This is a genomic window from Streptomyces sp. NPDC030995 (assembly GCF_055571215.1).
Window position 1 is genome coordinate 33,010 of the sequence record NZ_JBVIFS010000016.1, and the last position, 12,981, is coordinate 45,990.

Genomic DNA, 12,981 nt, shown 5'->3' on the forward strand with positions numbered 1-12,981 from the left:
CGCCATGGCGAGCCGAAGTGGCGCCATATCTTTGGTTCGTGAGGCCATACCCCGTCTGGCCTGCATGGATCGCAGGTAACGCAAAGGCGCCCCCGTACGGCCAAGGACCGGTACGGGGGCGCCAGAGTGGTGCCATCTTGCGGGTGGGTGGCCGCCTTCGCGGGCCGGCGGGTGGCTCAGGCCCGGCGGATCACGATGTCGCCGACGCTGGTCCGGCCTCGGACCTCGACCGTCTCCTCGGAGCCCTGGGGCCCCTCCGCCGCGCCGAGCTCATTGCGCACACGCCCCGCGGTGGACCGCACGTCCAGCCAGGCCGCGGACCCCTCGGCGATCCCGATCTCAAGCCCTCCCGCCGCGGTGTCCAGGGCGATCCGCCCGCGCACCACCTCGGCGAGCCGGATGGCGCCGTTCGCGGACTTGGCCGTGACGGAGGAGGCCGCGTGCAGGACGCTGATGGGCCCGTTGGACGAGCTCACCTTCAGCTCCCCGCGGATCTCCCCGATCGCGGTCTCGCCGTTGAGGTTCTTGATGGTGGCCGTGCCGTCGGCCCGGCCGACCCGCACCCGCCCCGAGCCCTGGATCTCGACCCCGCCCGTCGTGCGGTCCACGAGGACGTCTCCGAGCGAGGTCTTCAGCCGTACGGCCGCGGCCTCCTCCAACTGGATGTCTCCGCACGCCGTCGTCAGGCGGCAGTTCCCGAACCGCCCCTCGCCGATGAAGTCGCCGAGGCCCGTGCTGCCGGTCAGGTCCGAGCCCGCGGGCAGCTCGACGGTCACGTCGACCGAGCCGATCTTGCCGAAGAGCGAGCGCTTCCTGGGGCCCTTGACCACGAGCTCCCCGCCCGTGCAGCTGACCTTGGTGTCTTCGGCGGCCTGTACGTCCTGCTTGTTGCCGGGGTCGCTCGGCTTCACCTCGACCACGGTGTCGGTGCGCTTGCCCGCGATGATCCGGACCTTCCCGATGTCGAATTCGAGGGTGGCGGAGAGGTGCTCGGGGGTGTCGAAAGTAGGCATGGCTGAGCCGTCCTTTGGCTGGTTTGTGTCGGCTGCTGTCGGTTGGCTGCTTCGGCTGCTGGGCTGCTGGGCTGGGAGTACGTGAGCAGTGCGGGGTGGCGCTAGCGCACCCAGCCGGTGAATCCCTGGCCGGCCGAGGGCGTCCGGCCCGGGCTGCCCGTGCCGCGGTCCGCCGCGGGTTCCAGGGCGGCGGCGACGGCCCGGACCAGCCAGGCGTTGACCGAGAGCCCTTCGCGGTTCGCGGCCTCCTCGACCCGGACCTTGAGCTGGGCGGGCGGACGGAAGTTGATGCGCGAGGTGGCGCCGTCTTCGACGTCCACCGGGGCCGGCGGTGTGGGCGCCGGGGGCGGCGCCGGGGCGTCGCCGACGCCGAAGGTGTCCGGGGCGGGCGGGGCCGTGACCACGAACTCGGGGTCGAGCCCCCGCAGTCGTACGTCGACCGAGCCCGGGGCCAGGTCGCGCGTGACCTCCTCCATCGCGTCGGACAGGGCGTTCAGCAGGGTGAGCCGGGCAGCCGACTCGAGCTGGGCGGTGAGCCGCTCGGCCAGGGCGCGGGCTTCGTCTCCCCCGGCTGCGGCGGCGACGCCGAGTTCGTGCCGGAGGTTGTCAACGTAGGGAGTGAGGTCCATAGCGCAATGATGGCACCATAGTGGCGCCATAACAAGTTGCGTGGCGCCATGGGGTGCGGGGGCAGGACAGCGGAAGGCCCCGCCTCCGGAGGGAGACGGGGCCTTCCGCGGAAACGCCGTAGGTCAGAGCTTCTCGGGGGTCCGGATGCCGAGGAGGGACATGCCCTTGCTGAGGGTGCGGGCCGTCAGGTCGCACAGGAACAGGCGGTTCTCGACCTGCTCGGGGGTGTCCGCCTTGAGGACCGGGCACTCCGAGTAGAAGGTCGTGTAGAACGAGGCCAGCTGGTAGAGGTACGCCGCCAGCTTGTGCGGGGCGTGCTCCGCGGCCGCCTCGGCGATCAGCTCACCGAAGTGGTCCAGGTGCAGACCCAGCGCGCGCTCGGCCGGCGCGAGGGCCAGCTCCGGGTGGGCGGCGGGCTTCGCGTCCCCGGCCTTGCGCAGGATGGACTGGATACGGGCGTACGCGTACTGGAGGTACACGGACGTGTCACCCGTCAGCGAGACCATCTGGTCCAGGTCGAACTTGTAGTCGCGCGCGGCGGAGGTGGACAGGTCCGCGTACTTCACCGCGCCGATGCCGACCTGAACGGCCCGCTCGGCGATCTCGGCCTCGGACAGGTCCTGGGCCTTCTCCCGTACGACGGCCGCCGCGCGGTCAATGGCCTCGTCGAGCAGGTCCACCAGCCGGACCGTCTCGCCCTCACGGGTCTTGAACGGCTTGCCGTCCTTGCCCAGTACGGTGCCGAAGGCCAGCTGCACGGCCTTGACGTCGTCGTTCAGCCAGCCGGCGCGGCGGGCCGTCTCGAAGACCATCTTGAAGTGCAGGGACTGCCGCGCGTCGACCACGTAGATCAGCTCGGTCGCGCCCAGCTTGCCCACCCGGTCGCGGATCGCGGAGAGGTCGGTGGCCGCGTAGCCGAAGCCGCCGTCCGACTTCTGCACGATCAGCGGGGTCGGGTTGCCGTCCGGGCCCTTGACGTCGTCGAAGAACACGCACAGCGCGCCGTTGGAGCGGACGGCGACGCCCGACTCCTCCAGCAGCTTGCAGGTCTCGACCAGCATGTCGTTGTAGCCGGACTCGCCGACCACGTCGGGGTCCTGGATGTCCATGTCCAGCTTGTTGAAGACGGAGTAGAAGTAGATCTTCGACTCGTCCACGAACCGCTGCCACAGGGCCAGGGTCTCCGGCTCGCCCGCCTGGAGGTCCACCACCCGGGCCCGGGCCCGCGTCTTGAACTCCTCGTCGGAGTCGAAGAGCCCGCGCGAGGCCTTGTAGAGGCGGTTGAGGTTGGACATGGCCTCCTCGCCGGAGACCTCCTCGTCCGACTTGTGGTCCAGCTCGTGCGGGTGCTCCAGCAGGTACTGGATGAGCATGCCGAACTGGGTGCCCCAGTCGCCGATGTGGTGGCGACGGACCACCTTCTCGCCCGTGAACTCCAGGATCTCCACCATCGCCGCGCCGATCACGGCGGAGCGGAGGTGGCCGACGTGCATCTCCTTGGCGACGTTCGGCTGGGCGTAGTCGATCACCGTGGTGCCCGGCTTCGCGGCGAGCGGGACGCCGAGACGGTCGTCGCCCGCACGCGCCGCGAGGGTCTCGATGATCGCCTTGTCGGTGATGGTGATGTTGAGGAAGCCCGGACCCGAGACCTCGATCTCCTGGATCAGGTCACCGGTGGGAATGCCCTCGACCACGGTCGTCGCCAGCTCGCGCGGGTTGGCCTTGGCCTTCTTCGCGAGCGCCAGGATGCCGTTGGCCTGGAAGTCGGCCCGGTCGCTTCGTCGCAGCAGCGGGTCCGCGCCACCGGCCTCCGGCAGGGCGGAGGCAAGGGCGTCCGCGACGCGCTGATTGACGGAAGAAGCGAGGGAAGGGACCGAGGCCATGAGCTGCCGTTCCTGTGAGGTCGTGCCGGTGGGTGCACTTGGTTGTTCCGACAAGTGCCGAGTATCCCACGTGGGGGCGACCCGTTTCGCGGGAGAAAACAACCGCGGAGCGACCGCAGACGTCTGGGAGAATGGCTGAAGCCAGCATTCGAGATAGAAGGACGTGTCGTGGCTCAGAGCAGCACCGAGACCGACTGGGTCTCCCGTTTCGCGGACGAGGTCATCGCCGAGGCGGAGCGCCGAGCACCCGGCAAACCTGTCGTCGTCGCGTCCGGACTCTCCCCCTCCGGCCCGATCCACCTGGGCAACCTCCGCGAGGTCATGACCCCGCACCTGGTCGCGGACGAGATCCGCCGCCGGGGCTTCGAGGTCCGCCACCTCATCTCCTGGGACGACTACGACCGGTACCGGAAGGTGCCCAAGGGCATCCCCGGCGTCGACGAGGAGACCTACGGCCAGTACATCGGCCGCCCGCTGACCGCCGTCCCCGCCCCGGCCGGGTCGGAGTACGGCAGCTGGGCCGAGCACTTCAAGGCCGCCATGGTCGAGGCGCTGGCCGAGCTGGGCGTCGAGTACGACCCCATCAGCCAGACCGAGCAGTACACGACCGGTGTCTACCGCGAGCAGGTCCTGCACGCGATGAAGCACCGCGGCGACATCGACGCCGTGCTCGACCAGTACCGCACCAAGCAGAAGCCCGGCGGCAAGAAGCCCCAGCAGAAGCAGGTCGACGAGGCCGAGCTGGAGGCCGCCGAGGGCTCCGGCGCCGCCGCCGAGGACGACGGCAGCACCGGCGAGGGCGGGTACTTCCCGTACAAGCCGTACTGCGGCGAGTGCGGCAAGGACTTCACCAAGGTCACCTCGTACGACGACGAGACGACCGAGATGACCTACGTCTGCACCGAGGACGAGTTCACAGAAACGGTCAAGCTCAGCGAGTTCAACCGCGGCAAGCTCGTCTGGAAGGTCGACTGGCCGATGCGCTGGGCCTACGAGGGCGTGATCTTCGAGCCCTCGGGCGTCGACCACTCCTCGCCCGGCTCGTCCTTCCAGGTCGGCGGCCAGATCGTGCACATCTTCGGCGGCGAGCAGCCGATCGGACCGATGTACGCGTTCGTCGGCATCAGCGGCATGGCGAAGATGTCCTCGTCGAAGGGCGGGGTCCCGACCCCGGCCGACGCGCTGAAGATCATGGAACCGCAGCTGCTGCGCTGGCTGTACGCGCGCCGCCGCCCGAACCAGTCCTTCAAGATCGCCTTCGACCAGGAGATCCAGCGGCTCTACGACGAGTGGGACAAGCTGGAGGCCAAGGTCGCCGACGGCTCCGTGCTGCCCGCCGACGCCGCCGCGCACACCCGCGCCGTGCGCACCGCCGCCGCCGAGCTGCCGCGCACCCCGCGGCCGATGCCGTACCGGACGCTCGCGTCCGTCGTCGACATCACCGCCGGGCACGACGAGCAGACCCTGCGCATCCTGAGCGACCTGGAGCCGGAGAAGCCGCTCACCTCGCTCGACGAGGTACGGCCCCGCCTGGACCGCGCGGAGAACTGGATCACCACCCAGGTCCCCGCCGACCAGCGGACCCTCGTACGCGAGGAGGCCGACGCAGAGCTGCTGTCGTCCCTGGACGACGAGGGGCGCGAATCGCTGCGGCTCCTGCTCGAAGGGCTGGACTCGCACTGGTCGCTCGACGGGCTGACCACGCTCGTCTACGGCGTGCCGAAGGTCATGGCCGGGCTGGAGCCCGACGCCAAGCCGACGCCGGAGCTCAAGGTCGCGCAGCGGACGTTCTTCGCGCTGCTGTACCGGCTGCTCGTGACCCGGGAGACCGGGCCGCGACTGCCCACGCTGCTGCTGGCGGTGGGCGCGGACCGGGTGCGCAAGCTCCTCGCGGTCTGAGCCGTCTCGTAGGCACGTAGGCACGCAGGCACGCGGAACATGTGAAAGGGCCCGCACCCCTCGGGGGTGCGGGCCCTTTCACATGGGGGCCGTTACGCGATGTGCTCGGCCTCGCGGTCCTTGTTGTAGCGCTGCTTGAACGCCGGGATCATCCGGCGGAGCAGGGAACCGCTGCGCGGGTGGGTCACGCCGTAACCGTCCGAGAGGTGTATGTCGAGCGCCTCGACCGACGGCCAGTCCTGCTTCTCGTCGGCCAGCGCGCAGAACACCTTGTACGCCACCTCGGCGAACTCGGCCTCGTCCGGGGTCGCCGGACCCTCTTCCACGGCCTCCTGGGGCTGCTCCTGGGGCTGCTCCTGGCGGGGCACCGGGATCGGGATGTCGGGCTGCGCCTGGTGCTGCTGCTGCTCCTCCGGGCCCATCGGGGGCAGGACCGGGGTCGGCTCCAGGCCCTCGACGTACTGGGGGTTGTAGCCGCCCTCGTACGCCGCCTGCGGCGCCAGCGGCGCCGCGAACCAGGCACTGTTGTGGGCCGCGGGCATGGCCGTCGGCTCCACCGCGAAGGGCGGCGGGGCGTGGCCGGCGGCGGCCGGGGGCTGGGCCTGGGACTGAGCCTGCCCGGGCTGCTGGGCGAGCTCCAGGGCCGGGGCGGAGGCGGAGGCGAGCGGCGCCTGCTGCCCCACCGGCGGCAGCACCGCCGGCTCGATGCCCGTCACCGCGAGCGCCTCCGGGGCCGTCTCCTTCAAGGGCACGCCGATCCGGGCCAGCTTCAGCGGCATCAGCGCCTCCACCGGAGCCTTCCGCCGCCACGAGCGCCCGTACCGCGCCTGCAGACGGGCCTGGTAGATCAGCCGGTCCTGCTCCATGCCGACCGCCTGCTCGTAACTGCGCAGCTCCCACAGCTTCATCCGGCGCCACAGCTTGAAGGTGGGGATCGGGGACAGCAGCCACCGCGTGATGCGCACGCCCTCCATGTGCCGGTCCGCGGTGATGTCCGCGATCCGGCCCACCGCGTGCCGGGCCGCCTCCACCGTCACCACGAACAGGATCGGGATCACGGCGTGCATGCCGACACCCAGCGGGTCCGGCCAGGACGCCGCACCGTTGAAGGCGATCGTCGCCGCCGTCAGCAGCCACGCCGTCTGGCGCAGCAGGGGGAAGGGGATGCGCAGCCACGTCAGCAGCAGGTCCAGGGCCAGCAGCACACAGATGCCCGCGTCGATACCGATCGGGAACACCAGCGAGAAGCTGCCGAAGCCCTTCTGCTGCGCGAGGGCGCGCACCGCGGCGTACGAGCCCGCGAAGCCGATGCCCGCGATGACCACGGCTCCCGCGACGACCACGCCGATGAGTATTCGGTGCGTACGAGTCAGCTGCATCGCGGCCACCCGCGATCCCCTCCCCTTGCCGAGTCCTGCGTGCTTACCGAGCCTTTACCAAGCTGCGGCAGGCACAGCGTACGGGTGACTGGATGTCAGCGTTCCGGGAGGCCCCGCCGTGGCGCCGCCCCGGGGCCGCCCGGCTCCCGCTACTGGGCGGGCTGCGGCGACTGCGGCTGCTCCGCAGGCTGCTTGTTGGCGGCGTCGACCGAGGCCACGACCTCCTTCGCCGCGGCGATCGCGTCCTCGAGCAGCTTGGCCTGGTCCGGAGCGCCGGCACCCTCGTAGGCCGCACCGTTGTAATCGAGCGTGATCACCACGTTCTGGGTGCGCGCCACGATCGTCGTGTTGAAGAAGTCCACGTCCTTCTTCACGGAGTAGACGACCGACGTGCCCTGATCGCCGATGCCACCTGCCGCGGCCGCCGTCGGGTTCTGCGCACCCTCGGTCGCCTTCGCCGCCTCGATCTGCTTGTTGTACTGCTCCTCGGCGCGCGTGTTGGCGCCGCCGAGCGAGGCGTGCGAGTCGTAGCGGAAGAAGGAGATCGAGAGCCAGCGGTACTGCGAGCCCTTCAGACCGTCCTCGTCCAGACCGTTCCACGAGCAGCTGGCACGGGTGGTCAGGTCGTTCGACTTCGTCGCCGAGCCGTTCTTGTCCTTCGCCTCCGGGACGAGGCTTTCTATCGTCGCCGTCTGGACCGACTTGCAGGGGTCCGGCAGCGTGGCGAAGGCCGCCTTCTCCAGCGCGGCGGAGGACTTCGCGTTGGGCTTGGCAGAAGAGGAGGAATCGGACTTCTTGCCGCCGTTCGAGCCCGAGTCCTTGCCCGAGTCGGACGAACACCCGGCGACGGTGAGGATCACCGGGACGGCTGCGCAGGCGAGAACGCGGGTGAGGCGCGAGGCTGATCGGTGCATGATTCCTTCAGTACGTTCGTGGGTCTGCTTCGGACCCTGCTTCGGGCGGTCATTCGGAGGGCGCCGTTTCGGGCGCGGGACCCTGGCAACGGTAGCCCGAGCGGGCGTCCGCGTGCTGTGCGCGCCGTCACGCCGGGGCGCGGCGCGCACCACTCACTCGTTGAAACGCTCGACCAGGGCCTGCGCCAACTGCCGTGTCTTGTCCTGGGTTTCGGCGCTCGACGGGACCGTACCGGGCAGGGCGGGCTGCACGCTGTACTCGACCGTGACGATGACATTCGAGGTACGGAACACAATCCGCACGGTGCGCGACTGCGCCGCCGTGGCCCCGGCGGGGCTCAGCTTGTCCTCGACGAAGGCCTGGGTGCCGAGGTCTTCCAGGACGCGGGATCCGAGCTCGACCGGGACGGTCGGGCTCGTACTGGGGGAGGGCGCCCCGGGGGAGGGTGCGCCTGCGGCGGGCGGGGCCGCGGGCGGCGGCGTGGTGGCAGTGGCCGGAGTGGGGGCCGGGCTCGCCGTCGGGCCGGGGAAGGGCAGGTGCGCGTCGGTGAGCCGGCGCACGTAGACCTGCTTGGCCTTGTCGTCGTCGCTGGTGGCGGCCCGGTCGTACGAGACCACGCGCTCGAAGCCGACCGACAGCAGCCGCGTCTCCTCCGGCGTCTGCGCGGTCCAGCGGCAGCCGACGTGCCGGTCGCCGTCGTACGAGGCGTCCGCGACGCCGGCGTACATCTGGTCGCGCTGCTCGGGGGCGAGGGCGTCCGCGGCCGGGAGCATGGCCTTGAGCTTCTTGCTGTCGACGCCGGCCTTGCAGGGCGCGGGCAGGCTGCGGTACTTGCCGGGCTGGGCGGGCGCGGGGGTGTTGCCGCCGGCCTTCGAGTCGCTGGGGCTCCCGCCGCCGCTCCCACTGGTGCACCCGGTCAGGCCGGCTGCGCCGGCCGCGAGCGCGACCAGCACCGCGATGCCTGGCAGGACCCGCGATCCTCGCCGTACCGCCTTGCGCTGCACGTCCACTGGCTCCCTTCGACCGGCGGGCCCCCCGACGGTCAGGAAAATGCGTTGCCGCGACTTGGGCGCGGATGGACACAATGTCTATCGCACACGCTGGTGCTGGCGCCGGTCCCCTGTCGTATTTGGGATCAAGAGCGAGGCTTTTTGCGCATTCTGACTTTTCTGTGGTTTTCGGGGGATTGATTCCGTATGTCGTATGTAGAGGTACCCGGGGCGAAGGTTCCGATCCGGATGTGGACCGACCCGGCGTCGGTCGAGGACGGCGCGATGCAGCAGCTGCGCAACGTCGCCACCCTCCCATGGATCAAGGGCCTGGCCGTCATGCCGGACGTCCACTACGGCAAGGGGGCCACGGTCGGCTCGGTGATCGCCATGAAGGACGCGGTGTGTCCGGCGGCGGTGGGCGTGGACATCGGCTGCGGCATGTCGGCGGTGAAGACGTCGCTGACGGCGAACGATCTGCCGGGGGACCTGTCCAAGCTCCGCTCGAAGATCGAGCAGGCGATTCCTGTGGGCATGGGCCTGCACAAGGAGGCCGTGGACCCGTCGCGCCTGTACGGCTTCTCGGAGGCGGGGTACGAGGACCTCTGGACGCGCTTCGACTACCTCACCGACTCGGTCAAATTCCGTCATGAACGAGCCATGAAGCAGATCGGAACCCTCGGAAGTGGCAACCATTTCATCGAGTTCTGTCTCGATGAGTCAGGTTCGGTCTGGCTGATGCTGCACTCCGGATCCCGGAACATCGGCAACGAGCTCGCCGCGCACCACATCTCCGTGGCCCGGAGCCTGGACCACAACCAGGGCCTGGTCGACCGCGACCTGGCGGTGTTCTTGGCGGCGACCCCGGAGATGGACGCGTACCGCAACGACCTCTTCTGGGCGCAGGAGTACGCCAAGTACAACCGCGCGGCGATGATGAGCCTGTTCAAGGAGGTCATCCGGAAGGGGTTCCGGAAGGCGAAGGTCTCCTTCGACCGCGAGATCAGCTGCCACCACAACTACGTGGCGGAGGAGCGGTACGACGGCATGGACCTGCTGGTCACGCGCAAGGGCGCGATCCGGGCCGGCAGCGGTGACTACGGGATCATCCCGGGCTCCATGGGTACGGGCTCGTACATCGTGAAGGGCCTCGGCAACGAGAAGTCCTTCAACTCGGCCTCGCACGGCGCGGGCCGGAAGATGAGCCGTACGGCGGCGAAGAAGAAGTTCTCGGCGCGGGACCTGGCGGAGCAGACCAAGGGCGTGGAGTGCCGCAAGGACTCGGGCGTCGTGGACGAGATCCCGGGTGCGTACAAGTCGATCGAGCAGGTCATCGATCAGCAGACCGACCTCGTGCAGGTCGTGGCGAAGCTGAAGCAGGTCATCTGCGTGAAGGGCTGATGCCCGGGCGCAGTGGTGGGGGGAGTGGAGGAGCCCGGACCGATCGTGATCGGTCCGGGCTCCTCCATGTGGATCGGTCAGTCGAGCAGCATGTCCACCGACAACTCGACGGTCACTCCGAGGTAGTCGGGAAGGGTGAGTTTCGTGCCGCGCTTGAAGGTTCTGCGCAAGCGGTAGGACGTGCCGCGAGGATCCGTATAGATCACGACTTCGTCGTGGTGCCGGTCGGCGATGACGTAGACGGGTACGTCAGCCTGGGCGTAACTCTCCACTTTGGTGCCGGTGTCGTCCGCCCAGTTCGAGGAAGTGACCTCCAGGATCATGCGGAAGACGTCGTGCCGGTAGCAGTTCTTGGCGGCCTTGTGGTCCAGGAAGTCCGCCTCGACGAGGGCGAAGTCCGGGACGGCGTAGTCGTCCTCGCCGGTGGGCAGCCAGATGCCGATGCCCTGGAGGAATTCCAGGCCCGCCTTCTCGGCCCCCGCCTCGTGGAAGGCGACGGTGAGCCGGGTCAGGGTCCGGGCGTGTCGCCCGTCGGCGGGTGGAGTCACGGTGAGCCTTCCCTGGAGAATTTCCACTCGGTGCCCGGGAAGCTCCTTGGAGAGACGATCCGCGGCCTCCGCGATCGTGGTCTCGTGCTGTATCACGGCCATAGCTTCCTCCTTTTCGTGGCTCACCCTCCCGGAGCGTAGCTGTGGCAGCCGACATTCCGTGTGCATTCACCCATACGGGCCCCGAGGTGCGTCTGAGTGCAACTTCCGCTTCAAGCGCGGGGGTTGACCGTAGAGTTGGTCTAGACCAGGGTGGCGGCATGTGGAGATCCCGCGTGGTTGTTGCCGCGCTCGCGTCGTTGTCGCTCGCCCTCGGGGTCGTCGGGTCCGCGCAGGCGGGGGTGGGGTTGCCGCCCGTCGTGGCGCATGTGCCGACTCAGGAGAAGGTCGTCTTCATCACGATCGACGACGGGTGGAACCACGATCCGGAGGCGGCCCGGATCCTGTTGGAGAAGCGGGTGCCGGTCTCGCTGTTCCTGCTGCCGGGGGCGACCTCGTACGACACCGCGTACTTCACCCGGCTCACGGAGGAGGGGCGGGCCGGTGTGGAGAACCACACCGTCAACCACCCGGATCTCACGACGCTCGACGCCGTCGGCAAGGACGCCGAGGTGTGCGGGGCCGGGGAGCGGATCGAGGCCACGTTCGGGCGCGCGCCGAAGCTGCTGCGGCCGCCGTACGGGGCCGTGAACGACGAGGTGAGGGTGGCGGCCAAGGCGTGTGGGGTGAAGGCCTTGGTGACGTGGACGCATGACTTCACCACCTGGGGGGAGACGCCGGCCACGCCGCAGCTGAAGGCCGGGGACATCGTGCTGCTGCACTTCACGCCGACGCTGGCGGCGGATCTGGAGAGGGCGCTGGGTGCGGCCAGGGCCGCGGGGCTGAAGCCCGCCGCTCTCATGCCGCACCTGAGGAGCGCCGGGCTCGTCTAGGCCGTCTCTTTCGGATCTTGTCGGGCCCGCGACGCCTGGCACCGCACCTGGCGGCGTTGTCGGGGCGCCCGAGTACGTCCAGTACGCGGCACGCCCCTCCGCCTTGCCATGCACGGCACCAGACGCCGCGGGCTCGGCCGACAAGATCCGAAAGAGACGGCCTAGCCCTGCCGCCGCGAGCTGATCGCGGGGGCGTTAAGGTCCTGGTCAGCCATGGGGGAGGGGGTCTTCCTTGTGAGCGTGTCCAGGGGGGCTTCTGGTGGGTTGGGTCAGGAAGGTGGCCGTCGGGGCGGCCGTGGTCGGCGTGGTGGCCGTGGTCGCCGGGTGTGGTGGCGGGGACGGCGGGGCGGCCGGTGCGGCCGGTGCGGCGGCGAAGCCGTCGGTGGCGCCGCCGCCGCCACTGGTGATCACGCAGGCGGAGGCCGAGAAGGTCTTCAGCCGGTACGAGTGGGAGCGCCGCAGCTCCGCGGACGGGAAGGACGCCGAGGGCATCGCCCAGGTGACGACCGGTCCGCTGATGGCCGAGCGGAAGGCGGACAGCGACCTGCGCAAGGCGAAGGGGGACCACAGCGTCGTCGTGGCCGGGCTGGTGAATCCGGCGTTCGCGATTCCCGCGGAGCGGGACCAGCCGTCGTACCCGAGGTCGTTCGCCGTGTTCAGCAAGGCGAACGGGCGGGAGGACGGTCAGGCCACGGCGGTGCACTACTTCGTGCAGGAGGCGCCGGGCGGGGAGTGGCGGGCGGCGGTGGAGACGTGGGTGCCCATGGCGGCGCCGGTGCCGCTGGACACCGGGGACGTCCGGCCGTTCGCGGGAGTGCGGGTGAAGCTGCGGAAGGCTCCGGTGGCGGCGGTCAGCCGTGACGCGGCGGGGGCGGCCGTGCTGTCGCCGACCGCGGAGGCGGACCGGGGCGTGTGCGGCCGGTTCGCGGAGTACCTGAGCTTCACGACACCGGACGGGGAGCCGAAGAGCGCGGAGTTCGCGCCGGGCCCCCTGACCGACGAGGTGGTCAAGGAGCTGAACGCGAAGGAGGACAGGCCGAAGCTCAAGGGGCTGCTCGAGTTCACGTTCACGCACGAGCCGACCGGTCCGCAGCTGCCCGTGCTGAAGCTGGACAACGGCGGGTCGCTGGTCGCCTGCCCGCTTCTGCGCACGGAGCACGCGGAGGGCAAGAGGGAGACGGTCTCGTTCACGTTCACCGACTCCTCCGACCAGAGCATATTGCTGGACGCCGAGGGCAAGAAGTGGCGCCGTACGGACGTGAAGATGAGCCTGACGGCCGTGATCGAGCTCCCGGCCGCCGGTACCGCCGGTCCTGTCGAGGTGGCGGCCTGCAACTGCAGCCGGCCGCAGCTGTTGGAGGCGACCGGGGAGCTCGCCGACTGAGCCGTGGG

At 69.9% G+C, this 12,981-nt stretch carries 11 protein-coding genes; 4 read left to right on the forward strand and 7 right to left on the reverse strand.

Features of this window, described 5'->3' with window-relative positions; translation table 11 throughout:
• Positions 1–176 precede the first annotated feature (176 nt).
• From ACZ45T_RS23170 to argS, 3 genes are all read right to left on the reverse strand, one after another.
• Positions 177–1,013, reverse strand: coding sequence for a DUF4097 family beta strand repeat-containing protein (locus ACZ45T_RS23170; protein ID WP_468444242.1), 837 nt, complete (start codon positions 1,011–1,013; stop codon positions 177–179).
• A gap of 101 nt (positions 1,014–1,114) precedes the next feature.
• Positions 1,115–1,642, reverse strand: coding sequence for a hypothetical protein (locus ACZ45T_RS23175; protein ID WP_468444244.1), 528 nt, complete (start codon positions 1,640–1,642; stop codon positions 1,115–1,117).
• Between the two features lie 123 nt (positions 1,643–1,765).
• Complete coding sequence (gene argS, locus ACZ45T_RS23180) at positions 1,766–3,526, reverse strand: arginine--tRNA ligase (protein ID WP_468444246.1); 1,761 nt, start codon at positions 3,524–3,526, stop codon at positions 1,766–1,768.
• 168 nt (positions 3,527–3,694) lie between these two features.
• Between argS and lysS the strand changes: the two genes are divergently transcribed.
• Positions 3,695–5,425, forward strand: coding sequence for a lysine--tRNA ligase (lysS, locus tag ACZ45T_RS23185; RefSeq protein WP_468444248.1), 1,731 nt, complete (start codon positions 3,695–3,697; stop codon positions 5,423–5,425).
• A 92-nt stretch (positions 5,426–5,517) separates the two neighbouring features.
• On the opposite strand, the gene ACZ45T_RS23190 is transcribed toward lysS, so the two are convergent.
• The 3 genes from ACZ45T_RS23190 to ACZ45T_RS23200 form a co-directional block, all read right to left on the reverse strand.
• Positions 5,518–6,804, reverse strand: a complete 1,287-nt coding sequence (locus ACZ45T_RS23190) for a DUF2637 domain-containing protein (protein ID WP_468444505.1) — start codon at positions 6,802–6,804, stop codon at positions 5,518–5,520.
• Between the two features lie 149 nt (positions 6,805–6,953).
• Complete coding sequence (locus ACZ45T_RS23195; protein ID WP_468444250.1) at positions 6,954–7,718, reverse strand: DUF3558 family protein; 765 nt, start codon at positions 7,716–7,718, stop codon at positions 6,954–6,956.
• Between the two features lie 153 nt (positions 7,719–7,871).
• On the reverse strand, positions 7,872–8,723 hold the full coding sequence (locus ACZ45T_RS23200; RefSeq protein ID WP_468444252.1) for a DUF3558 domain-containing protein: 852 nt from the start codon (positions 8,721–8,723) through the stop codon (positions 7,872–7,874).
• Positions 8,724–8,915: 192 nt separating this feature from the next.
• Here ACZ45T_RS23200 and ACZ45T_RS23205 point away from each other — a divergent pair, with 192 nt between their 5' ends.
• Positions 8,916–10,109 carry an RtcB family protein gene (locus ACZ45T_RS23205; RefSeq protein WP_468444254.1) on the forward strand — a complete coding sequence of 398 codons (1,194 nt, stop codon included), beginning with the start codon at positions 8,916–8,918 and terminating at the stop codon, positions 10,107–10,109.
• A 77-nt stretch (positions 10,110–10,186) separates the two neighbouring features.
• Here ACZ45T_RS23205 and ACZ45T_RS23210 read toward each other — a convergent pair whose 3' ends face one another.
• Complete coding sequence (locus ACZ45T_RS23210) at positions 10,187–10,759, reverse strand: Uma2 family endonuclease (protein ID WP_468444256.1); 573 nt, start codon at positions 10,757–10,759, stop codon at positions 10,187–10,189.
• Between the two features lie 173 nt (positions 10,760–10,932).
• On the opposite strand from ACZ45T_RS23210, the gene ACZ45T_RS23215 reads away from it, so the two are divergent.
• Both ACZ45T_RS23215 and ACZ45T_RS23220 read left to right on the forward strand, forming a co-directional pair.
• Entirely contained in the window at positions 10,933–11,589 is a 657-nt protein-coding gene (locus ACZ45T_RS23215; protein WP_468444258.1) for a polysaccharide deacetylase family protein, read from the forward strand.
• A gap of 259 nt (positions 11,590–11,848) precedes the next feature.
• Positions 11,849–12,973: a DUF8094 domain-containing protein gene (locus ACZ45T_RS23220; protein WP_468444260.1), complete on the forward strand. Its 1,125-nt coding sequence runs from the start codon at positions 11,849–11,851 to the stop codon at positions 12,971–12,973.
• Positions 12,974–12,981 lie beyond the last annotated feature (8 nt).